Origin of the sequence: Streptomyces sp. NPDC001407, from assembly GCF_042895325.1 — a bacterium.
In the GTDB taxonomy this organism is placed as follows: domain Bacteria; phylum Actinomycetota; class Actinomycetes; order Streptomycetales; family Streptomycetaceae; genus Streptomyces.
Genome location: NZ_JBIAWF010000030.1, coordinates 17,454 through 39,699 on the forward strand (window position 1 = coordinate 17,454; position 22,246 = coordinate 39,699).

Here is a 22,246-nt window from a genome sequence, read left to right on the forward strand (position 1 = left end):
CGGCCGGAGCCCGAGGCGGTACGGTGGGGCGTGAAGGATCCGGATTCGCGGTCCAAGGAGGGAGCCACCGATGATTTTGCTCCGTCGCCTGCTGGGTGACGTGCTGCGTCGGCAGCGCCAGCGCCAGGGCCGCACTCTGCGCGAGGTCTCCTCTTCCGCCCGGGTCTCGCTCGGTTACCTCTCCGAGGTCGAGCGGGGGCAGAAAGAGGCGTCCTCCGAGCTTCTCTCCGCAATCTGCGACGCTCTGGACGTACGGATGTCCGAGGTCATGCGCGAGGTGAGTGACGAATTGTCGCTCGCCGAGCTGGCGCAGTCGGCGGCGGCGAGCGAGCCGGTACCCGCGCCGATGCGGCCCATGTTCAATTCGATGTCCGTGACGTCCGTGACGGGCGTCCCGGGAGAGCGCGTGACGATCAAGGCTCCCGCGGAGGCCGTCGACGTGGTCGCGGCCTGAGGAGTACGGGGCGTTCGTTCCAGAAACGTTTCCCATCGGAGATCCCGGTCAGGAGTCTGACCGGGATCTCCGCGTTTCCGGCCCCATCGGCACCTTTGTGCGATGGTGGAGAAACGGGGAGTGAACCGATCAATCTGGACGACTACCAGCCCGAACAGGAGAAGCGGATGTCTGTTGTGAAGAGCCCGCTGTCCGAGCAGGACCGGAAGATCGTGGGCGACGCCCTCCAGGGCGCCCTGGTCGATCTGGTGGATCTCTCCCTCGTGGCCAAGCAGGTCCACTGGACCGTGGTGGGACCGCGCTTCCGGTCGATCCACCTCCAGCTGGACGAGGTCGTCGTCAGCGCCCGCGGGCACGCCGACACCGTCGCCGAGCGCGCCTCGGCGCTGGGCGTGGCGCCGGACGGGCGGGCGGCGACCGTCGCCAGGACCAGCGGCATCGGAGCGGTGGGCGACGGCTGGAACAAGGACACCGCGGCGGTGCAGACCATGGTCGACGCCCTGCACGCCGTGATCACCCGGATGCGGGAGCGCATCACGGACACGGCGGACCCGGATCCGGTCACCCAGGACATCCTCATCGGCCTGACCGGGGACCTGGAGAAGCACCACTGGATGTTCCAGGCGGAGAACGCCTGAGCGCCGCCCCCGGCACGGCGCACGGGATGCCGTCGGCTCCGGTGGCGTGCGCCGTGCGGGCGCGCTTCCCTGGGGACATGGACGAGAGCCCCGTGGTCCGCCTCACGGACGAGCTGGTGATGGTCTCCGGCCTCGACCCGACGGCAGCCGGTGCCTTCGTCCGGCGGGTGTACCAGGAGGGCACCCACGAGGGCGAGCAGCGGCTGCTCGTCGAACTGCACCAGCGCGACCACCGGATCACGGAGCTGGAGCGCGAGCTGGACCGCCTCCGCGGCGGCTCGTCCGGCTGACGGACCCCACAGCCCAGGGCGCGTACGGCACATGTACGCCGCCGCCGGTCCCCGGTGCGCTCTGCCCGGCCCCGGGCAGCCGGTCTACCGTCGCCCGAAGGAGGCAGCCATGGTCCGGCATGACTTCTGGGGCGGGATACGGCGCGGGCGCGGCACCGGCGGACGGCGCCGGTCGCGGGGACCGGCCGACTGGGCGGCGGCGGTGGTGCTCGGCGGTGCGTGGTGGTGTGCGGCCTTCCGGCTGCTCGCCCAGCCTGAGCGGGCCGGGCCGGTGGAGGGCCTGGTCGTCGCGGGCGGCTGGGGGCTCAGCCTGCTGCCCGTGCACTGTGTGCCCTGGACCCGCCGCCCTGCGCGGGGGCCGGTGCGGCGGCTGGTCGCGAGGGTGTGGCGGGGTGCGGAGGAGCGTTGACGGGGTCCTGCCGCTTCACTCGTCCGGGTCAATGCGCGGGGCGGGCTGGCAGTGGGGACACCAGTAGGTGGGGCGTTCCTGGCCGGGCGGTCCTTGAGCGGCGGAGCGCAGGAGAGCGCCACAGCGGCGGCAGGGCTGGTCGGCACGCCCGTACACCCACAGCTGGCGGCCGGGGCGGTGGTCGGCGGTGGTGATGCGCGCGGGGCGGGCCTTGTTGGCCTCCAGGAACTTCTTCGCGAGCGCCGGCAGCCGCTCCGGTGCGGGGACGCGCGAGACGGGGAGCCACGGCGAGATCCTCAGGACGAAGCACAGCTCGGATTTGTAGACATTGCCGATTCCGGCGAGGTTGCGCTGGTCGAGCAGCGCCTCGCCGACGGAGCGCGCGGGATCGGCGAGGAGCCGGCGCAGCGCCTCCCGCGGGTCCCAGTCGGGACCCAGGAGATCTGGGCCGAGGTGACCGACGGCGGAGGACTCGTCGGCCGTGCGCATCAGTTCCAGGACCGGGAGGCGGTAGCCCACCGCCGTGTGGTCGGCGTTGGCCAGCACGGCGCGGATCTGGTGCCGCGCGCCGCGCCAGACGTGCCCGGGGGCGTAGACCCGCCAGGCGCCGTCCATCTGAAGGTGCGAGTGGAGGGTGAGGCCGCCCTCGAAGCGCGTGAGCAGGTGCTTGCCGCGCGGCACGACCTCGATGACGCGACGGCCGGTGAGATCGACGGTGGCCAGCTTGGGCACGCGCAGGTCGGAGCGGATGAGCGGGCGGTCCGCGAGGGCCTGGTGCAGGGTGTGGGCGGTGCGCCAGACCGTATCTCCTTCGGGCATGCCGCCATGATGCCGTCACCGGCCCCGGGCGGGCGTGGCGAACCGGTCAGGGCGCGCGCAGCCGCAGCCCGCGCGGTGTGGCGTGGAAGCCCGCCGTCTCCAGCAGCGCCCCCAAGGGGGAGGAGAGCGCCGGGGAGCCGTTGACGCGCTCGACGGTGACGGTGCCCAGCGCGCCCGCGCGTGCCGCCTCCGCCAGGGCCGCCGCGGCCTCGGCCAGCCCGGGGTCGTCCGGGCCCGCCGCTTCGGCGCCCTCCTCCTGCGGCCATGCCAGCAGGGTCTTGCCGCCGCGCTCCACATAGAGCGTCAGCGCACCGTCGACGAGCACGACCAGCGAGCCGGCCTTGCGCCCGGGCTTGTGGGTCGAGCCGGTGGGCGGCTCGGGCCAGGGGAGCGCGGCGCCGTACGCGTTGGCGGGGTCGGCGGCGGCGAGGACGACCGCCCGCCGGCGCGCGCCCTTGCGGCCGGCGGCCGCGTCACCCCACGGGGCCCCGGGGGCCTCCCCGCCCGCCCGCTCGCGTGCCGTGCCGATGGCCCGCAGCCGGTCGACCGCGCCCTCCATGGCGAACTGCGCGGCGCCCAGGCCCTCGACGACATAACCGCGGCGGGCCTGGCCGCTCTCCTCGAAGGCGGACAGCACGCGATAGGCGGCGGAGAAGCCGCCCTCCACGCCCTCGGCCGCCACCGCTCCCCGGGTCACCACACCGTGCCGGTCGAGGAGCGTGCGGGCCAGCGCGTGGGCCCGGTGCGTCGGCTCCGGCTCGTGCGGGGGCAGCAGGGACCAGCGGCCCGCGACCGTGGGGGGCCCGCTGCGGGACGCCGTGGGGGCCGTCGCGAGGGCCACCCGGCCGGTGAAGGACCCGTAACGCCCGCGCGGGGCGGCGCGCTTGGCGCGGTGCGCCGTGGAACCCGCCGTCCTGCCCGAGCCCAGGAGCGCGCGGAGCGGGGCGAGGGTGTCGTTGGTGAGCCGGCCGGACCAGGCGAGGTCCCACACGGCTTCGGCGATCTGCGGGTCTGTGCTGCCCGGCTCCACCGCCCGTACGCGGTCGGCGATCTGCCGGAAGAACAGGCCGTAACCACCCGACAGGGCGTCGAGCACGGCCTGGTGCACGGGGGAGAGCTCCAGCGGATGCGGCGCGGGCAGCAGCAGGGGCGCGGCGTCCGCGAGCAGCAGCGAGACCCAGCCGTCCTTGCCCGGCAGGGCCCCCGCGCCGGCCCACACGACGTCACCGGCGGCGGTCAGCTCGTCGAGCATCGTGGGGGAGAAGTCGGACACCCGGGCGGGCAGCACCAGCTTCTCCAGGGCGGAGGCCGGCACCGGGGCGCCCTGCAACTGCTCGATCGTGCGCACCAGTCCGTCGACGCCGCGCAGGCTGTGCGTGCCGACGTGCTGCCACTGGGGCAGGAAGGCGGCCAGCGTCCGGGGCGGCACCGGCTCCAGCTCGTGCCGGAGCGCCGCCAGCGAGCGGCGCCGCAGCCGCCGCAGGACCGTGGCGTCGCACCACTCCTGGCCGATCCCGGAGGGGTGGAACTCCCCTTGGACGACACGGCCGTTCGCGGCGAGCCGTTGCAACGCGCCGTCGGTGACGGCCGGGCCGAGGCCGAAGCGGGCCGCTGCCTGCGCGGAGGTGAACGGGCCGTGCGTGCGGGCGAAGCGGGCGAGGAGGTCGCCGAGGGGATCCTTGACCGGCTCCGTGAACGCCTCGGGCACGCCGACCGGCAGCGCCGTGCCCAAGGCGTCCCGCAGCCGCCCGGCGTCCTCGACGGCCGCCCAGTGGTCCTGTGCGGCGATCCGGACGCGGATCGCCCGGCGCGCGGCCGCCAGCTCCTCCGCCCACCGCGGATCGGCGCCCCGCGCGGCCAACTCGGCACCGGTGAGCGGGCCGAGGATGCGCAGCAGGTCGGCGACGCTCTCGGCGTCCTTGGCCCGGCGGTCCTCGGTCAGCCACTGGAGCTCGCGCTCCAGCTCGGTGAGGACGTCCGCGTCGAGCAGCTCGCGCAGCTCGGCTTGGCCCAGCAGCTCGGCGAGGAGCCGGGAGTCCAGCGAGAGGGCCGCGGCCCGGCGCTCCGCGAGCGGGGAGTCGCCCTCGTAGAGGAACTGCGCCACATAGCCGAACAGCAGCGAGCGGGCGAACGGGGAGGGCTCCGCGGTGGTCACCTCCACCAGCCGGACGCGGCGGGCCTCGATGTCGCCCATCAGCTCCGTCAGTCCGGGAACGTCGAAGACGTCCTGAAGGCACTCGCGCACGGCCTCGAGGATGATCGGGAACGACCCGAACTCCCCGGCGACCTGGAGCAGCTGGGAGGCCCGCTGACGCTGCTGCCACAGCGGGGTGCGCTTGCCGGGGTTGCGGCGGGGCAGCAGCAGGGCGCGGGCGGCGCACTCGCGGAACCGGGAGGCGAACAGCGCGGAGCCGCCCACCTGATCGGTGACGACCTGGCCGATCTCGCCCTTGTCGAAGGTGACGTCGGCGGCGCCCACCGGGGACCGGTCGGCGTCGTACTCCATGCCGCGCAGGGAGGGGTCGGCGTCGAGCAGGCCCAGGTCCATCAGTTCGGCGTCCGGCAGGCGCAGCACGATGCCGTCGTCGGCGTGCATCACCTGGGCGTCCATGCCGTACCGCTCCGTCAGGCGCGCGCCCAGGGCCAGTGCCCAGGGGGCGTGCACCTGGGCACCGAACGGGGAGTGGACGACGACGCGCCAGTCGCCCAGCTCGTCACGGAACCGCTCCACGACGACCGTCCGGTCGTCGGGCACGTGCCCGCAGACCTCGCGCTGCTCGGCGAGATAGGACAGGACGTTCTCCGCGGCCCAGGTGTCGAGGCCCGCCGCGGTGAGCCGCTCGCGGGCGGCCTCGGGTGCCAGGCCGCCGACCTCGCGCAGGAACGCGCCCAGCGCGCGGCCCAGTTCGAGCGGGCGGCCCAGCTGGTCGCCCTTCCAGAACGGCAGCCGGCCGGGGACGCCCGGGGCGGGGCTCACCAGGACCCGGTCGCGGGTGATGTCCTCGATCCGCCAGGAGGTGGTGCCGAGGGTGAAGACGTCGCCCACCCGCGACTCGTAGACCATCTCCTCGTCCAGCTCCCCGACGCGGCCGCCGCCCTTCTTGGGGTCGGCGCCCGCCAGGAAGACACCGAAGAGACCGCGGTCGGGAATGGTGCCGCCCGAGGTGACGGCGAGTCGCTGCGCCCCGGGGCGGCCGGTGACCGTACCGGCGATCCGGTCCCAGACGAGGCGGGGCCGCAGCTCGGCGAAGGCGTCGGACGGATAGCGCCCGGCGAGCATGTCCAGCACCGACGTATAGGCGGATTCGGGCAGGGCGGCGAAGGGCGCCGCCCGCCGCACCACCGCCAGCAGCTCCTGCACGTCCCAGGTGTCCATGGACACCATGGCGACGATCTGCTGGGCCAGCACGTCCAGCGGATTGGCGGGCACGCGCAGCGACTCGATGGCCCCCTCGCGCATCCGCTCCGTCACCACGGCCGCCTGCACCAGGTCGCCCCGGTACTTCGGGAAGACCACGCCGGTGGAGACCGCGCCGACCTGGTGCCCGGCGCGGCCGACCCGCTGGAGGCCGGAGGCGACCGACGGCGGGGACTCGACCTGGACGACCAGGTCGACCGCGCCCATGTCGATGCCCAGCTCCAGGCTGGACGTGGCGACGACGGCCGGGAGACGGCCCGCCTTGAGGTCCTCCTCCACCAGCGCCCGCTGCTCCTTGGAGACCGAGCCGTGGTGCGCGCGGGCGAGCAGCGGGGGCGCGCCCCTGGCGGCACCGGACTCCGCCATCAGCTCGGCCGGGGAATGGTGCTCGGGCAAGGGCTCGCCCGTGGCGCGCTCGTAGGCGATCTCGTTGAGCCGGTTGCACAACCGCTCCGCAAGGCGGCGGGAGTTGGCGAAGACGATGGTCGAGCGGTGGGCCTGGACGAGGTCGGCGATGCGCTCCTCGACATGGGGCCAGATCGACGGCTTCTCCTTGCCGTCGCCGCCCTCCTGGGCCGGTGAGCCGCCCAGTTCCCCGAGATCCTCCACCGGGACGACCACCGAGAGGTCGAACTCCTTGCCGGACGGCGGCTGGACGATCTCCACCTTGCGCTGCGGCGAGAGATAGCGGGCCACCTCGTCGACCGGCCGGACCGTCGCGGACAGGCCGATGCGCCGGGCGGGGCGCGGGAGGAGGGTGTCGAGGCGCTCCAGGGACAGGGCCAGGTGCGCGCCGCGCTTGGTGCCGGCGACGGCGTGCACCTCGTCCAGGATGACCGTCTCCACCCCGGCGAGGGCGTCCCGCGCGGCGGACGTGAGCATCAGGAACAGCGACTCGGGAGTGGTGATCAGGATGTCCGGCGGCCTGTTGACCATCGCCCGCCGCTCGGTGGCCGGGGTGTCACCGGAGCGGATGCCCACCCGGATCTCCGGCTCGGGCACGCCCAGCCGGACGGACTCCTGCCGGATCCCCGTCAGCGGACTGCGCAGATTCCGCTCGACGTCCACGGCGAGGGCCTTGAGAGGGGACACATAGAGCACCCGGCAGCGCTTCTTCACCTCCGCGGGCGGCGGTGTGCTCGCCAGCCGGTCGAGGGAGGCGAGGAAGGCGGCCAGCGTCTTGCCGGAGCCCGTCGGGGCCACCACGAGAACGTCGGAACCCGCGCCGATCGCCCGCCAGGCACCGCTCTGCGCCGCCGTGGGCGCCGTGAACGCCCCCGTGAACCAGGCACGTGTCGCGGGGGAGAACCCCGCCAGCGCCCCCGCCGGGTCGCCCACCGCTTCGGCCGGTCCGGCCGCACTGTCGTCCGCCATGCCCACCATCGTGCACCGCACCACTGACAATGGCCCGAACTCGCAGGTCAGTGCTGCCGTGGGGGAAGGGGGAGCGAGGGCTGGGTCACAGCGTCCGGCCGTAGGCGCGCAGGGTCAGCAGGGCGGAGATGGTCACCATCGGCCGGGACTCCAGCCTCGTGCCCGGCGCCCACTCCCGCCACCGGATCGGCCAGCCGCCGTCCTCCTCCTGGGAAGCGGCGAGGAAGTCCAGCGACCGGTCCAGCTCGGCGTCGGAGAACCAGCGGCGGGCCAGGGAGTCCGGGGTCCGGGCGAAGTCGTACGCGAAGTGGTGCTCGCCCGGGGCGTAGCCGTCCGGCACGGGGGAGTCCGCCACCCGCGCGGGGTCCAGGAGCGCGAGCCCCTGCTCCCGGACCACCCGGCCCAGCCGCTCCGCCGTCTCCTCGGCGCGCGGGCGGTCGGGGGCGCCGTCCAGGAAGGCCACGGCCGCCTCGACCTCGTACGGGTGGGTCTTCGCCCCGGCGCACAGGGTGCCGACCGCGGCCCAGCAGAAGTCGGTGGCCCGGAACAGCCACGCGTGCCACACCTCGTTGCGGTGCAGCAGCCCCACCACGGGCCCGGTCGCGAGCAGGGCGCTGGGAGGGTCGTCCACCACCGGGATCCACGGGGCCGTCGGATAGCCGCGCAGCGAGGGGTGCAGGGCGGGCAGGGCGCCGTCCGGGGTGGAGACGGCCGTCAGATAGCGGCAGACGCGCTCCACGCGCCGGTCGCCGCAGCGGCCGATCTCGTCGAGCACGTGCAGCGCGTGCGCGGTGTGCAGCGGCTGGCTCACCGGCCCGCGCAGATCGGGCTCCAGGGCGTAGCTGTACCCCCCGTCGTCGCCCACGTAGGCCGTGAGCGCGGCCTCGACGGCGTCGGGCTCGCCGTCGAGGAAGTGGAACGCGAATCTTCGCTGTTCGAGGACGCGGGCGGTCAGCCAGATGAACTGCTCGGCACGGACTACGGGGGATGCTCCGGATCGGGCCATGGTCCGACCGTAGGGGGGAATGCGCCGCCGGTCAGCGGCTCGTGCCCGGCAGCACTCTCAGGGGCGGGATACTGGTCGCATGCGGTTGACGGTCTTCTGGCAGCGGATGGCGGATTATTTCGGCGCGGCGTACGCCGACTCCTTCGCGCGCGATCATGTGATGTCCGAACTCGGCGGGAGGACCGTGCACGAGGCGCTGGACGCCGGCTGGAACGCCAAGGACGTCTGGCGCGGGGTGTGCAGAGCCTTGGAGATCCCCGACGACCGGCGCTGACCAACCGGGGCGATTCGCCTCATAGGCCACACTTGCCCCGTGGCAGCAGATGACACCGCTCCGGAAGCGGACCCGCACCCCAGGCCCGACACCGACGCCCGCATGCCGCGCTGGCTGCCCCGGGCGATGGTGGTGGCGCTCGCCCTCATCGCCTGCTTCCAGCTGGCGAGCTGGGCCTTCCACCAGCTCGTCGGCCTGCTGATCAACATCCTGATCGCGTTCTTCCTCGCCCTGGCGGTCGAGCCCGCCGTGGCGCGGCTGTCCGCGCGCGGCATGCGGCGCGGGCTCGCGACCGGCCTGGTCCTCCTCGGGATCGCCGTCGCCGTCGCGGGCTTCTTCGCCCTGCTCGGCTCGATGCTCGCCGACCAGATCACGACGATGGTGGAGAACTTCCCCGCCTACGTCGACTCCGTGATCGGCTGGGTCAACCGGACGTTCCGCACCGACTTCTCCCGGGTGGAGATCCAGCGGAGCGTGCTGCACTCGGACTGGCTCCAGAAGTACGTGAAGAACAGCGCGGGCGGCGTGCTGGACGTCTCCGCCACCGTCCTCGGCGGGCTGTTCCAACTGCTGACCGTGGTGCTGTTCTCGTTCTACTTCGCGGCCGACGGGCCCCGGCTGCGCCGTGCCCTGTGCTCCGTCCTGCCGCCGAACCGGCAGGCGGAAGTGCTGCGCGCCTGGGAGCTCGCGGTGGCGAAGACCGGCGGGTACCTCTACTCGCGCGCCCTGATGGCGCTGGTCTCCGGCATCGCGCACTACGTGCTGCTGGAGATCCTGGGGGTGCCCTATGCCCCGGCGCTCGCGATCTGGGTCGGCTTCGTCTCCCAGTTCATCCCCACCATCGGCACCTATCTGGCGGGCGCCCTGCCCATGCTGATCGCCTTCACCGTGGACCCCTGGTACGCGGTCTGGGTGCTCGGCTTCGTCGTGGTCTACCAGCAATTCGAGAACTACGTGCTCCAGCCCCGCATCACCGCCAGGACCGTGGACATCCACCCGGCCGTCGCCTTCGGCTCGGTGATCGCGGGCACCGCGCTGCTCGGCGCGGTGGGCGCGCTGATCGCCATCCCGGCGACGGCGACGCTCCAGGCGTTCCTGGGGACCTACGTGAAGCGGTACGACGTCACCGACGACCCGCGGGTGCACGGCCGGCGCCCGGACGACGGGCCGCGTTCCTCGGCCCTGGCCCGGCTTCTGCGGGCGCTGCGCGAGCGGTGAGCGGGGGCGGCGTGGTGCGCTTGACACCGAAATCGAACATCCATTCTCATGGGTGTTCCGGGCCTTCTGGGAGACGAGTTATCCACAGGCCAGGGGGGACGCCCGGGCCCATTGTCAGTGGCAGGCGTTAGCGTCGTTGACGTGAAGCGATCGACTCAAGCAAACCGGGTGGAACCCATGGCAGGCACCGACCGCGAGAAGGCGCTGGACGCCGCGCTCGCACAGATTGAACGGCAATTCGGCAAGGGCGCCGTGATGCGCCTCGGCGACCGGCCGAACGAGCCCATCGAGGTCATCCCCACCGGGTCGACCGCGCTCGACGTCGCCCTCGGCGTCGGCGGGCTGCCCCGCGGCCGTGTCGTGGAGGTGTACGGACCGGAGTCCTCCGGTAAGACCACCCTCACCCTGCACGCCGTGGCCAACGCCCAGAAGGCCGGCGGCACCGTCGCCTTCGTCGACGCGGAGCACGCGCTCGACCCGGAGTACGCCAAGGCGCTGGGCGTCGACACCGACAACCTCATCCTCTCCCAGCCGGACACCGGCGAGCAGGCGCTGGAGATCGTGGACATGCTGGTCCGCTCCGGCGCCCTCGACCTGATCGTCATCGACTCCGTCGCCGCGCTCGTGCCGCGCGCGGAGATCGAGGGCGAGATGGGCGACTCTCACGTCGGCCTCCAGGCGCGACTGATGAGCCAGGCGCTCCGCAAGATCACCAGCGCGCTCAACCAGTCCAAGACCACCGCGATCTTCATCAACCAGCTCCGCGAGAAGATCGGCGTCATGTTCGGCTCGCCGGAGACGACGACCGGTGGCCGGGCCCTGAAGTTCTACGCCTCGGTGCGCCTGGACATCCGCCGCATCGAGACCCTCAAGGACGGCACCGAGGCCGTCGGCAACCGCACCCGCGTCAAGGTCGTCAAGAACAAGGTCTCGCCGCCCTTCAAGCAGGCCGAGTTCGACATCCTCTACGGCCAGGGCATCAGCCGCGAGGGCGGCCTGATCGACATGGGCGTGGAGCACGGCTTCGTCCGCAAGGCCGGCGCCTGGTACACGTACGAGGGCGACCAGCTGGGCCAGGGCAAGGAGAACGCCCGCAACTTCCTCAAGGACAACCCCGACCTCGCCAACGAGATCGAGAAGAAGATCAAGGAGAAGCTGGGCGTCGGCCCCAAGCCCGAGGCCCCGGCGGGCGAGCCCGGCGCGGACGCGGCGGGCGCGGCCGAGCCGGCCAAGTCGGTCCCGGCCCCGGCGAAGTCCACGGGCAAGGCGGCCAAGGCCACGTCCGCCAAGAGCTGATCCCGTGACACGGCGATCGGAGTATCCGCGACCGGAGGCCGAAGACCTGCCGGAGACGGATGCGGACGACCGGACCTGTGGTGGCGGCCCCTCCTCGTCGAGGGCCGGGGAAGGGCCACCACCACGGCCGGAGGAGCAGGCGCGGGCGATCTGTCTGCGCCTGCTCACCGGATCCCCGCGCACCCGCAAGCAGCTCGCGGACGCGCTCGCCAAGCGGGGGATCCCGGACGAGGTGGCGGAAGAGGTGCTGGCCCGCTTCGAGGACGTGGGCCTGATCGACGACGCGGCGTTCGCCGGCGCGTGGGTGGAGTCCCGGCACCACGGCCGGGGGCTCGCCTGCCGCGCGCTGGCGCGCGAGCTGCGCACCAAGGGGGTGGACCCCACCGTGATCGACGAAGCGGTCGGCCAGCTCGACTCCGAGCAGGAGGAGCGCACGGCGCGCGAGCTGGTCGAGCGCAAGCTGCGGGCCACGCGCGGCCTGGACCGGGAGAAGCGGTTGCGCCGCCTCGCCGGGATGCTGGCCCGCAAGGGATACGCGGAGGGCCTGGCCCTCCGCGTGGTGCGCCGGGCCCTGGAGGAGGAAGGCGAGGAAGCGGAGCTGCTGGAACATTACCTGCCGGATGCGTGAGCCCGGCGAAGCCGGCGGTTCGGCAGCGCCCGGCCCCGGCTCCGGCCGCGGACTCGGCCCCTCCGGCGGCTTGGCCGCTTGCCGTGAGGGGGTTGCGTGAGGCGTCCGAACTCCGGCCGTCCGCAGCCGGGTTCAGGCTTGGTCTCACGGTGTCGGTGGTGCGCGAGGCATCCGGTCTCGGGGCGCCCGGAGCCGGGGTCCGGCTCGGTCCAAGCGGGCTTGACGGAGTCCGGTGCGGTTCGGCAGCGCCCCGAAGGGGCGCGGGGCTCTTTCGACATGCGGCTCCGCCGCGTGGGCGCGACCAGCCACGAACCACCCGCAGGTGACGCACCGGACTTCCTGAGCACCCGGCCCCGGACCTTTTGGGCCCGGACGGGCCCGCTTCGTCAGCGGTCCACCGGGAGACCCGCTGCCCGCCACGCCTGGAAGCCCCCGGCCAAGTCCGTGTCGTGACGAATGCCCAGCAGGCGCAAGGATGCCGCGGCGAGGCTGGAGGCGTAGCCCTCGTCGCAGATCACGACCACGCGGAGATCGTGCCCGGTGGCCTCCGCCGCCCGGTGTTCGCTCAACGGGTCGAGCCGCCACTCCAGTTCATTGCGCTCCACGACCAGCGCCCCGGGCACGAGCCCGTCACGTTCCCGCAGCGCCGCGTAGCGGATGTCGACCAGCAGCCCGCCCTCGGCCTGGACCGCCGCTGCCTCCAGGGGACCGAGCCGGTCCAGGCCCGTACGGGCGGCGGCCAGCAGTTCCTCGACCCTCATGCCCACTCCTGCGGCCACTCGACCTGCTCCAGCCGCAGCACCTGCCCCGTGCGGCTGTAGCGCCGCATCATCGGGAGCGGTGGGTAGTAGGCGTGCACGGAGACCGCATGCCCGGTCCGCGAGGTGTTGAACACCTGGTGCACATGGTGCGGGCCGAAGGCCCGGCCCTGCCCTTCGGGGAGCTGCCGTTCACGGTCGACCCCGTCGGCCAGCTCCAGCACCTTCCAGCCCTCTGTGGGGAGTTGGGCGGCCAGAGACTGTTCGGTCAGCCCGCCCGCGGCCGTCGCGAAGGCGCCGTGCGAACCGCCGTGGTCGTGCCAGCCGGTCCCGGCGCCCGGCGGCCAGCCGATCAGCCATGCCTCACTGCCGCCCGGCCCGGGCAGCCGCATCCAGGTGCGGCCCTCGGGATCGAGCGGGAGCGAGGCGACCAGCGCGGCGTCGTCGGCCGTCCTGCGGGCGAAGTCGAGGAGTTCGGCCGCCGAGGGCGCCGCGGACGAGACCGAGGGGGAAGCGGCGGCTGACGTGTGCCGGGCAGACGGCACGGGTACGGGCAGCGGAAGAAACACAGAAGACCGTCCTGAGTGATCGCGAAGGAGCGCGCGGCAGCACTCGGCGTGGCCACGCGAAGAGGAAGCGGATCAGCAGGACGGACGACAGACGCAGCCCGCGTAGCGGACGAGGTCGAGATGGACCCTCCGCCAGAAACGCGCGCCACTGTCAGTCACGTTCCGTAGTCAACCACGGTCGTACGGGCGGGTCAACGGTTGGCCGTGGCCTCACTGGGCGTTCCGTCGGGTTCTCCGGCGCGCCCGGCTCGTTCGGCGGCGGCGGCCCCTTCCGGCCCCTCGCTCCCCGGAGCCTGCCCGCGCGGTGCAGGCGACCCGCCGCGTACTGCGTCCGCGCAGGCGTACAGTTCGGCGGGCCGCACCCCGGCCATCGCCGCGACCAGATGCCCGTCCGGACGCACCATCAGCACGGTGTGCGCGGCGGCCCCTGGATACGCCTCGGCCACCAGCAGTTCCGCCGGCATGGGCAGTGCGCCGATCGCCGCCGCGAGTCCCGGCATGAGGCCGGCGCCCAGCCAGTGCCGCCGCTCCCACACACCCGTGCCGGGCGCGACCAGGACCACCAGCAGATCGCCGCCCAGCCGGTCCCGGAGCCCGACGACCGACCCGTCCGGCGCGGTGACCGGAACGTCCTTGACCGGATCGCCGGGAGCAGTGGCCACCGTGACGGAGGCCGTGGGCGGACCGGCCGGTGCCAGGGGCGTGCGGTCGTAGACCGGGGGCGCGGCGAGCATGCCGCGCCCGAGATGACCGTCGGTGAGCAGCTCGTCGTGACCGCGCACGGCGCCCGGCATCAGCGCGCGCCGCGCCGTGCGCCACCCCCCTGTGCTCCGTACCGTCGTCAGGGCCCGGTCGGCGGCGCGCAGTCGGGCCACGATCGCCCCGCGGCGCTCTGTCTGGTAGCTGTCGAGGAGCGTCTCCGAAGCGCCTTGGTGCCAGGCGAGAGTGAGCTTCCAGGCGAGGTTCCCGGCGTCCCGCAGGCCCTCGTCGAGCCCCTGGGTGCCCAGTGCTCCCAGCAGGTGTGCCGCGTCGCCGGCGAGAAAGGCCCGCCCCGTGCGCATGCGGCGGGTGAGCCTGTGGTGCACCGCGTGCACGCCGGTGTCCAGAAGCTCGTACGGCGGCACTTCGCCGCACCAGGTGGACAGCGAGTCGCGGACCAGTGTGAGCAGGGTGTCGGGCGTGACCAGGTCGCCGCCCGGTGGCAGCAGCCAGTCGAGCCGCCAGATGCCGTCCGGCAGCGGACGGGCCGTCACCTCACTGCCGAGCGGCGGCGACCGGTGCAGCACGGCCTCTCCCGGCCAGGGCAGTTCGGTGCGGAGGGCGGCGACCGCGTGCCGCTCGACGGCCGTACGTCCCGGAAAGCGGGCGCCCAGCAGTTTGCGTACGGTCGAGCGCGCGCCGTCGCAGCCGACGAGGTAACTGCCGCGCCAGTGCCCGCCATTGCTGCCGCGGGTGTGCGCGGTGATCCCGGCGGAGTCCTGTCGCAGGGTGTCCAGATGGCCGCCGGGGACGATCCGTACGCCGCTCTCGCGGTCGAGCATCGCCCGCAGCTCCCGTGTCAACGCGTGCTGCGGTACGTGCAACGGCGAGGGATCACGGGCCTCCTCCGGAGCCCTCGTGCCCTCTTCCGCGGCCTCCTCGGCGTCGTCGGGCCCCGGGGCCCCGTCCGGCCCCGCGAAGGGCACCTGGGCGACCATGGCGCGTCGGCGCAGGGTCCGCCAGCCGGTCCACCGGGTGCCGTCCGCGAAGGAACACCCCAGGCGCTCCAGCATCTCGGCGGTGTCGGGGCGCAGTACGGCCGTGCGGGCCGGGCGCGGTTCCTCGCCGTCCCCGCCGTCGGCGGGAGTCTCGTCGAGGACGACGACGCGGACGCCACGGCGGGCGAGAGTGAGCGCGAGCGTGAGGCCGACCGGCCCGGCTCCGACGACGATCACCGGATCCACGGCACCGCTCCCTGCGTCCCGCGACGGCCCGCGGCCGTGCCGGGGGCTCCTCGGTGCGTCACGGCCGTGCGCACCGCTCGGTGTGCACGGGGGCCGGCGGGGGGAACGCGGTGCTCGATCACAGAACGTATGCAACCCATTGCGGGTGCTTGCGTCAAGTGATCAGAGCTCTTGTCGCGGCGCGCCGGTGCGGGCGCGCCCCGTCGTCCACCGTGGCCGACGGGGCGTCACCCGTGCCGTCATGGGCCGGTCTTGGGCCCGTCCGTGCCGGGTGCGCCGGTGGCGCCGGTCGCGCCGAGGGCGGGACCGGCCATGACGGCGGCGCCGGGCGCGGCCATCGGGGGCGGGGAGCCCTTGCGCGAGCGTTTCGTGCGCCGTTCGACCCACGTCGCGACGGAGGACAGTGCCAGACACAGCAGGATGTAGATCGAACCGAAGACGATCACCATCGGGATGAAGGCGTAGACGCCGTTCACGGGCGGCCGCTGTTCCGCGAACCGCTTGCCGACGAACAGCAGCTCCTCGTAGACGATGATGTAGCCCAGCGAGGTGTCCTTGAGGGTGACCACGAGCTGGCTGATGATGGACGGCAGCATGGTGCGGACCGCCTGGGGGACGAGGACGTTCGTCATCACCTGCGTCTTGCGCAGGCCCAGTGCGTACGCCGCCTCGCTCTGCCCCTTGGGCAGCGCGTTGATCCCGGAGCGGAAGATCTCCGACTGCACCGAGCCGTTGTAGAGCGTCAGCCCTATGACGAGCGCCCACATCGGGTCGGATGTGAAGACGGCCGCCCAGAGCAGGAAGATCATGATGAGCAGTGGCATGGCGCGGAACGCCTCGACGGCCACGACGCCCGCCCAGCGCAGCGCTTTGTGCTCGGACAGCCGGGCGGCCGTCAGCACCACGCCGAGGACGACCGACAGGGCGGCGGCGATCGCGAAGGTCTCGACGGTGGTCCGCAGGCCGTCGAGGATCTGCCGCTGGGTGCTGGTGTATTCGTAGATGTTCCACAGGTCGCCCTGGAACTGCCCGGTGTCGTCCAGCCGGTAGACGACGAAGGCGACCAGCCCGAGGACTGCCACCGTGGAGAGGATGCCGTAGACCCGGTTGCGGGCGCGTGCCTTGGGGCCGGGTACGTCGAAGAGGACGCTCGCGCTCATCGGGCCACCGCCAGCCGGTTCTCCAGCAGCCGGAACAGGCCGCTGATCGCGAAGGTGATGATGACGTAACAGATGGCGATCCAGAGGAAGATGACGAAGATGTTGTAACCCGAGTCGGCGTTGAGGGTCTTCTGCACGGAGCCCAGTTCGGTGACGTTGAAGCTCGAGGCGATCGCGGTGTTCTTGGCGAGGGCGATCATCAGGCTGCCGAGCGGCGGTACGGCTGTCCGGGTGGCCTGCGGCAGCACGATCTGGCCGAGGGTCTGGGTGAAGGTCATCCCGATGGACCGGGCGGCCTCCGCCTGGCCCACCGGCACGGCGTTGATGCCGGACCTGACGGCCTCGCAGACGAACGCGGAGGTGTAGCCGCCCAGGGCCATGACGGCGAGCCAGAAGGAGTCCCACCCCTTGAGGCCCAGCGCCGGCAGGCCCAGGGTGACGGCGAGGAAGAGCAGCACCAGGGGAGTGTTGAGCAGCAGGGTCACCCAGGTGCTGCCGAATATGCGCAGGGCGGGCACGGGCGAGACGCGGAACGCCGCGATCAGCACGCCCCCCACCAGGGCGAGCAGCGCGCTGAGCACGGTCAGCTCCACGGTGCCGACGAAGCCTTCGCGGAACATCGCGAAGTTGTCCGACAGAACGTTCACGTCAACTCTCCGATCCGCCGCCGGTCAGTAGCGGTCGACAGCGGGCGGCGAGGAGGCCGGGATGCCGGAGAGGCCGAGCGTGGCGTCGTACGCCTTCTTCCAGTCGCCGTTCTTCTCGTGGGCCTCGATGGCGTTGTCGACGGCGTCGCGCAGCGCCTTGTCGTCCTTCTTGAGGCCGACGCCGTACGGCTCCTTGGAGAACGGATTGCCGACGACCTTCAGCGCGCCCTTGTTCTCCGCCGCGTAGCCCTTGAGGATGGCGTCGTCCGTGGTGACGGCGTCCACCGAGCCGCCGACGAGCTGCTGCACGCACAGCTGATAGCCCTGCTGCGACATGGCCTCGGCCACGCCGTACTTGGCTTCCTTGATGCGCTTGAGCGGTGTGGAACCGGCCGCCGAGCAGACCTTCTTGCCCTTGAGGTCGTCCGGCCCCTTGATGCTGCTGTCGGCCTTCACCAGCAGGTCCTGGCCGGCGACGTAGTACGGGCCGCCGAAGCCGACCTGCTTCTTGCGCTCGTCGTTGATCGTGTACGTGCCGACGTACAGATCGACGCCTCCCGTGGCTATCTGGGTCTCACGGGCCTCGGAGGGGATGGTCTTGAAAGTGATGTGGTCCTCGTCGAAGCCGAGGTCCGCAGCGATCATCCGGGCTATCTCCACGTCGAAGCCCGAGCGCTTCTTGGTGCTGGGGTTCTCGAAGCCGAGGCCGGGCTGGTCGGCCTTGGTTCCGATGGTGATCTTCTTGCCCTTGATCTTCTCGAAGACGGGCGAACCCTTCACGTCCGCGGCGGTGTTCACCTTGTAGACCGGGGCGGCGGGTGCCGGCTTCCCGTCGCCCGCCTTGTCGTTCTTGTCGTCCGGGCTGCCGGACTTGCCGCAGGCGGACGCGGTGAGCGCCAGCACCACGGCGGCCGCTGCGGCGGTTTTGCGGAGCTTCATGGTGAACATCCTTTGCGTCTGCGGGCGTTGTCGGAAGGGAATGCGGCGCCGACGTGGTCACAGCGGGGGAAGGCCGCAGCGGCCGATGTGATGGGGCGTGCGGTGAGCGGACGTCAGGCGCACGGGTCGCGGATCAGTGGTGGAGGATCTTCGACAGGAAGTCCTTCGCCCGGTCGCTCCGCGGATTGCTGAAGAACTGGTCCGGCCGGGCCTCCTCGACGATCCGGCCGTCCGCCATGAAGACCACGCGGTTGGCCGCCGATCGCGCGAAGCCCATCTCGTGGGTGACGACGATCATGGTCATGCCGTCCCGCGCGAGCTGCTGCATGACCTCCAGCACCTCGTTGATCATCTCCGGGTCGAGCGCCGACGTCGGCTCGTCGAAGAGCATCAGCTTCGGCTCCATGGCGAGCGCGCGGGCGATCGCCACGCGCTGCTGCTGGCCGCCGGAGAGCTGCGCGGGGTACTTGTCTGCCTGGGCGCCCACGCCCACGCGGTCGAGCAGGCCGCGCGCCTTCTGCTCGGCCGTCCTCCGGTCCGTCCGGCGGACCTTGACCTGGCCCAGGGTCACGTTCTCCAGCACCGTCTTGTGGGCGAAGAGGTTGAAGGACTGGAAGACCATGCCGACGTCGGCGCGCAGCCGGGCCAGCTCCTTGCCCTCCTGGGGGAGCGGTCGGCCGTCGATGGTGATCGAGCCGGAGTCGGTCGTCTCCAGCCGGTTGATCGTCCGGCACAGGGTGGACTTACCGGACCCCGACGGCCCGATGATGACGACGACTTCACCGCGTGCGACGGACAGATCGATGTCCTGGAGGACATGCAGGGCGCCGAAGTGCTTGTTGACGCTGTTCAGGACGACCAGTGCGTCCGGGGGAGCCGCGGCGGCCGCCCCGGCGTCGGTCACCGATACTTCGCTCATCGGCGTTCCTCGCTCCATCCTCCTCGGTTGGGGAGGACCCTAATCAGCGGGAACGACCAGCGTCATTACATCTGAGCTGAAATTGAGCATAACGATCCGGCGGCAAAGGGACACTCTGCGTGAAGGGGGCGCACGGCGCGCACGCGGGGAGTGCGGGCGTACCGGGTGGATAACGGAAGCTCCTTCACCCCCGCAACCCTCTTGACGGGGTGGGCGTCCATCAGCGTGGATGCGGTGTTGCGACACCACGGCCGGACGGAGGGCGCGGATTGAGACTGCTGCTCGTGGAGGACGACGACCATGTCGCCGCTGCCCTGTCCGCGGTGCTGGCCAGGCACGGTTTCGACGTCACCCACGCCCGCAGCGGCGAGGAGGCCCTCCAGGCGCTGCTGCCCGCCGGCGGCGTGCCCTTCGCCGTCGTCCTGCTCGACCTCGGCCTGCCCGACCAGGACGGCTTCGAGGTCTGCGGCAGGATCCGCAAGCGCACCGCCACGCCCGTCATCATGGTCACCGCCCGCGCCGACACCCGCTCCAAGATCCACGGCCTCAACCTCGGCGCCGACGACTATGTGGTGAAGCCCTACGACACCGGCGAACTCCTCGCGCGCATCCACGCCGTCGCCCGGCGCACCCCGCCCGTCGAGGACGGCGCAGACGACACCCGCGACCCCGACGGCCCGCGCGCGCTGCGCCTGGGCGCCCTGACCGTCGAGCTGCCCAACCGGGAGGTGTCCGTCAGCGGTACGCCCGTCCCGCTCACCCGCAAGGAATTCGACCTGCTGGCGCTGCTCGCCCAGCGCCCCGGAGTCGTCTTCCGCCGCGAGCAGATCATCAGCGAGGTGTGGCGCACCAGTTGGGAGGGCACAGGGCGCACCCTGGAGGTGCACATCGCCTCGCTCCGGTCCAAGCTCGGCATGCCCGCCCTCATCGAGACGGTCCGTGGCGTCGGCTACAAAATCGTCGTCCCGGCCGCGTGACGGCCGTACGAGACCGTGCGCACCCGACTCCTCCCGCTGCTCATCGTCCTGCTGGCAGGAGTGCTGCTGGCGCTGGGCTTCCCGCTCGCCGCGAGCATCGCCGCCGCCGAACAGCAGCGGCTGGTCGTCGACCGCATCGACGACACCGCGCGCTTCGCCTCCCTCGCGCAGTACGTCACCGCACGCCCGCTCGACCCTGCGGCCGGTAATGACGAACGGCTCGGCACCCTGCGCTCCGAACTCGCGCGGTACGAGGGCCTGTACGGCATCCGTGTCGGCATCTTCTACCGCGACCGCAGCGCCATGGCCGTCGCCCCCGCCGACTGGCCCGTACCCGACCAGGGCGAGGGGCAGCGGGCGTTCCAGGAGGCCCTGGCCGGGCGGCGCAGCCACGACCCCGGGCAGGTGTGGCCCTTCCAGCGCCGCCGGCTGACCGTCGCCTCACCCGTCATCCGGGACGGGGACGTCGTCGCCGTGGTCGTCACGGACTCACCCACCGGCCGGCTGCGGTCCCGGATCCTGCACTCCTGGCTGCTGCTCGGAGCGGGCGAGACCGCGGCCATGCTGCTCGCCGTCGGGGCTGCCTTCCGGCTCACCGGCTGGGTGCTGCGGCCCGTACGGATCCTCGACACCGCCACGCACGGCATAGCCACCGGGCGGATGAACTCCCGCGTCGCGGTGGACAACGGCCCGCCCGAACTGCGGCGCCTGGCCCGTTCGTTCAACGAGATGGCCGACCACGTCGAGGAGATCCTGGAGCAGCAGCGCGCCTTCGTCGCCGACGCCTCGCACCAGCTGCGCAATCCCCTCTCGGCCCTGCTGCTGCGCATCGACCTGCTCGCGCTGGACCTGCCGGACGGGCACGAGGAGATCGCCTCCGTCCGGGCCGAGGGCGGGCGCCTGGCGCGGGTCCTCGACGACCTGCTGGGCCTGGCGCTGGCCGAGCACGCCTCCGCGGACCTCCAGTTGGCCGACATCGCCGAGATCGTCACCGACCGGGTGGGTGCCTGGTCGCCGGTGGCCGACCGCGAGCGTGTCGCCCTCACGCACAGCGGGCCCGCCGCCGTGACCGGCTGGGCCGATCCGGTGGCGCTCTCCAGCGCGCTCGACGCCGTGGTGGACAACGCCCTGAAGTTCACCCCCGCGGGCGCCGCCGTGGACGTCGGTGTCGCGGTCGACGGGGACACGGTGGCCGTCACCGTGGCCGACGGCGGCCCCGGCCTCACCGAGGAGGAACTCACCCGGATCGGCGACCGGTTCTGGCGCAGCAGCCGCCATCAGAACGTCGACGGATCCGGCCTCGGCCTGTCCATCTCCCGCGCCCTCCTCGCAGCGGGCGGTGCCACGCTCTCGTACGCCCCGAACACCCCGCGGGGTCTGCGGGCGGTGATCCGCGTGCCGCGCGACCGTGCCGCCGAAGGGGCGGCGGCCAGGGCCGGTGATTCGCTCCGGCGAACGATCGGCGGCCGGGGGAGCACCGCTAAGGCTTGACCGACAGGTAGTACCGCCGGGCGCCCGTGTGCAGATCCAGGGGGTCGGTGAAAATCGCCGTGCGGAGGTCCACTTTCTGGGCCGCGTGCACCTTCTGCCCTATGCGGTCGCGGCTGTTCATGACCGACCGGGTGACGCTCTCCGCGAGACGGGTGTCCGCGTGGTCCATCGTGATGAGGAGATTGGCGACCGCGATCGTCTTCACCGCCTGTCCGGCGTGCAGTTCCGGATACGCGTCCGCGGGCATGACGGCCGCCCTGTAGTAACGCGTCTCCGGACCGAGCGCGTGCAGTGGCTCTATGAGGTCGCCCAGCTGGACGAGCCGGATCGACAGGCGCCGCCCGAGGCTCTGCACGGCATTGGTGGGCAGTCCGCCCGACCAGAAGAACGCGTCGATCCGCCCCTGCTCCAGCAGCGCCGGCATCCGGTCGATCCCCACGCGCACGGGCACGATGTCCTTGCCGAAGTCGAGCCCGGCGGCCTTGAGCAGCCTCCTGGTGATCAGCTGCACGCCGGACTCGTCCGTGCCGACGCCCACCCGCATCCCCTTGAGGTCACGCGCCGACTGCACCCGGGAGTCCTTCTGGACCACCAGCTGGATGTAGTCGTCGTAGAGCCGCGCGCAGGCCCGCAGTCCCGCCCAGCCGGGCTCCCGCCGGTCCCGGTAGGTGGCGACGGCGTCGGCGGCGGCCAGCGTGAAGTCGGCCTTGCCCGACGTGAGCTGCCTGAGGTTGTCCAGCGACCCCTGGCTGCGCCGCAGCCGCACGTCCAGGGAGGGCATGTCCCGCCCGAGATCCTCCTTCAGGAGGTCGCCGTACTTCGCGTACACCCCCGTCGGCACCCCGGTCGCGAACGACATCCGGCCGCTCGGCGACGACGAGCCGTGCAGCGACACCAGCCACCACGCCAGGAGGGCGAGCACGGCCGTGGCCGCCACGCCCGTCTGCAGGGCGCGACGGCGGCCGGGGCGGGGGAGCCGGAGAGTCATGGGCGGATCCTGCCAGGCCCGGCAAGGCTTC

22 protein-coding genes are annotated in these 22,246 nt (G+C 72.5%); 10 read left to right on the plus strand and 12 right to left on the minus strand.

Features of this window, described 5'->3' with window-relative positions:
• Window positions 1-70 precede the first annotated feature (70 nt).
• From ACFY1P_RS30705 to ACFY1P_RS30720, 4 genes are all read left to right on the plus strand, one after another.
• Complete coding sequence (locus ACFY1P_RS30705; protein ID WP_071965196.1) at window positions 71-454, plus strand: helix-turn-helix domain-containing protein; 384 nt, start codon at window positions 71-73, stop codon at window positions 452-454.
• 167 nt (window positions 455-621) lie between these two features.
• On the plus strand, window positions 622-1,092 hold the full coding sequence (locus ACFY1P_RS30710; RefSeq protein ID WP_361533891.1) for a DNA starvation/stationary phase protection protein: 471 nt from the start codon (window positions 622-624) through the stop codon (window positions 1,090-1,092).
• 77 nt (window positions 1,093-1,169) lie between these two features.
• Window positions 1,170-1,382, plus strand: a complete 213-nt coding sequence (locus tag ACFY1P_RS30715) for a hypothetical protein (RefSeq protein WP_390752474.1) — start codon at window positions 1,170-1,172, stop codon at window positions 1,380-1,382.
• 109 nt (window positions 1,383-1,491) lie between these two features.
• A complete protein-coding gene (locus tag ACFY1P_RS30720) occupies window positions 1,492-1,791 on the plus strand; it encodes a hypothetical protein (protein WP_390752475.1) in 300 nt (99 codons plus the stop codon).
• 15 nt (window positions 1,792-1,806) lie between these two features.
• On the opposite strand, the gene ACFY1P_RS30725 is transcribed toward ACFY1P_RS30720, so the two are convergent.
• From ACFY1P_RS30725 to ACFY1P_RS30735, 3 genes are all read right to left on the minus strand, one after another.
• The gene (locus ACFY1P_RS30725; RefSeq protein ID WP_361533900.1) at window positions 1,807-2,610 is read right to left on the minus strand and encodes a DNA-formamidopyrimidine glycosylase family protein; all 804 of its coding nucleotides are present in this window, start codon (window positions 2,608-2,610) and stop codon (window positions 1,807-1,809) included.
• 46 nt (window positions 2,611-2,656) lie between these two features.
• Window positions 2,657-7,402 (minus strand): ATP-dependent helicase, encoded by a 4,746-nt coding sequence (locus ACFY1P_RS30730; protein WP_390752476.1) that lies wholly within the window; start codon window positions 7,400-7,402, stop codon window positions 2,657-2,659.
• An 85-nt stretch (window positions 7,403-7,487) separates the two neighbouring features.
• Window positions 7,488-8,408, minus strand: a complete 921-nt coding sequence (locus ACFY1P_RS30735; protein ID WP_390752477.1) for a hypothetical protein — start codon at window positions 8,406-8,408, stop codon at window positions 7,488-7,490.
• Window positions 8,409-8,487: 79 nt separating this feature from the next.
• Here ACFY1P_RS30735 and ACFY1P_RS30740 point away from each other — a divergent pair, with 79 nt between their 5' ends.
• From ACFY1P_RS30740 to recX, 4 genes are all read left to right on the plus strand, one after another.
• Entirely contained in the window at window positions 8,488-8,682 is a 195-nt protein-coding gene (locus tag ACFY1P_RS30740; RefSeq protein WP_095578978.1) for a DUF3046 domain-containing protein, read from the plus strand.
• A gap of 102 nt (window positions 8,683-8,784) precedes the next feature.
• Window positions 8,785-9,900 carry an AI-2E family transporter gene (locus ACFY1P_RS30745; protein WP_361520826.1) on the plus strand — a complete coding sequence of 372 codons (1,116 nt, stop codon included), beginning with the start codon at window positions 8,785-8,787 and terminating at the stop codon, window positions 9,898-9,900.
• Between the two features lie 177 nt (window positions 9,901-10,077).
• On the plus strand, window positions 10,078-11,196 hold the full coding sequence (gene recA, locus ACFY1P_RS30750) for a recombinase RecA (RefSeq protein ID WP_361520660.1): 1,119 nt from the start codon (window positions 10,078-10,080) through the stop codon (window positions 11,194-11,196).
• Window positions 11,197-11,242: 46 nt separating this feature from the next.
• Window positions 11,243-11,824 carry a recombination regulator RecX gene (recX, locus tag ACFY1P_RS30755; RefSeq protein WP_390752496.1) on the plus strand — a complete coding sequence of 194 codons (582 nt, stop codon included), beginning with the start codon at window positions 11,243-11,245 and terminating at the stop codon, window positions 11,822-11,824.
• A 386-nt stretch (window positions 11,825-12,210) separates the two neighbouring features.
• On the opposite strand, the gene ACFY1P_RS30760 is transcribed toward recX, so the two are convergent.
• The 8 genes from ACFY1P_RS30760 to ACFY1P_RS30795 form a co-directional block, all read right to left on the minus strand.
• A complete protein-coding gene (locus ACFY1P_RS30760) occupies window positions 12,211-12,585 on the minus strand; it encodes a rhodanese-like domain-containing protein (RefSeq protein ID WP_390752478.1) in 375 nt (124 codons plus the stop codon).
• Window positions 12,582-13,127, minus strand: coding sequence for a cysteine dioxygenase (locus ACFY1P_RS30765; RefSeq protein ID WP_390752497.1), 546 nt, complete (start codon window positions 13,125-13,127; stop codon window positions 12,582-12,584). The genes ACFY1P_RS30760 and ACFY1P_RS30765 overlap by 4 nt, the downstream gene beginning before the upstream one ends.
• A 96-nt stretch (window positions 13,128-13,223) precedes the next feature.
• Entirely contained in the window at window positions 13,224-13,310 is an 87-nt protein-coding gene (locus ACFY1P_RS30770; RefSeq protein WP_361520831.1) for a putative leader peptide, read from the minus strand.
• Between the two features lie 32 nt (window positions 13,311-13,342).
• Window positions 13,343-15,094, minus strand: a complete 1,752-nt coding sequence (locus ACFY1P_RS30775) for an FAD-dependent monooxygenase (protein ID WP_390752479.1) — start codon at window positions 15,092-15,094, stop codon at window positions 13,343-13,345.
• A 239-nt stretch (window positions 15,095-15,333) separates the two neighbouring features.
• The gene (locus ACFY1P_RS30780) at window positions 15,334-16,254 is read right to left on the minus strand and encodes an amino acid ABC transporter permease (protein WP_361520671.1); all 921 of its coding nucleotides are present in this window, start codon (window positions 16,252-16,254) and stop codon (window positions 15,334-15,336) included.
• Window positions 16,251-16,901, minus strand: a complete 651-nt coding sequence (locus ACFY1P_RS30785; RefSeq protein WP_361520673.1) for an amino acid ABC transporter permease — start codon at window positions 16,899-16,901, stop codon at window positions 16,251-16,253. The genes ACFY1P_RS30780 and ACFY1P_RS30785 overlap by 4 nt, the downstream gene beginning before the upstream one ends.
• A gap of 24 nt (window positions 16,902-16,925) precedes the next feature.
• Complete coding sequence (locus ACFY1P_RS30790) at window positions 16,926-17,840, minus strand: glutamate ABC transporter substrate-binding protein (protein WP_361520675.1); 915 nt, start codon at window positions 17,838-17,840, stop codon at window positions 16,926-16,928.
• A 133-nt stretch (window positions 17,841-17,973) separates the two neighbouring features.
• Window positions 17,974-18,759 carry an amino acid ABC transporter ATP-binding protein gene (locus tag ACFY1P_RS30795; RefSeq protein WP_390752480.1) on the minus strand — a complete coding sequence of 262 codons (786 nt, stop codon included), beginning with the start codon at window positions 18,757-18,759 and terminating at the stop codon, window positions 17,974-17,976.
• Window positions 18,760-19,028: 269 nt separating this feature from the next.
• On the opposite strand from ACFY1P_RS30795, the gene ACFY1P_RS30800 reads away from it, so the two are divergent.
• Entirely contained in the window at window positions 19,029-19,736 is a 708-nt protein-coding gene (locus ACFY1P_RS30800) for a response regulator transcription factor (protein WP_361520679.1), read from the plus strand.
• Window positions 19,737-19,751: 15 nt separating this feature from the next.
• Window positions 19,752-21,227 (plus strand): ATP-binding protein, encoded by a 1,476-nt coding sequence (locus tag ACFY1P_RS30805; RefSeq protein WP_390752481.1) that lies wholly within the window; start codon window positions 19,752-19,754, stop codon window positions 21,225-21,227.
• On the opposite strand, the gene ACFY1P_RS30810 is transcribed toward ACFY1P_RS30805, so the two are convergent.
• The gene (locus ACFY1P_RS30810; protein WP_361520684.1) at window positions 21,217-22,215 is read right to left on the minus strand and encodes a TAXI family TRAP transporter solute-binding subunit; all 999 of its coding nucleotides are present in this window, start codon (window positions 22,213-22,215) and stop codon (window positions 21,217-21,219) included. The genes ACFY1P_RS30805 and ACFY1P_RS30810 overlap by 11 nt on opposite strands.
• Between the last annotated feature and the right edge of the window lie 31 nt (window positions 22,216-22,246).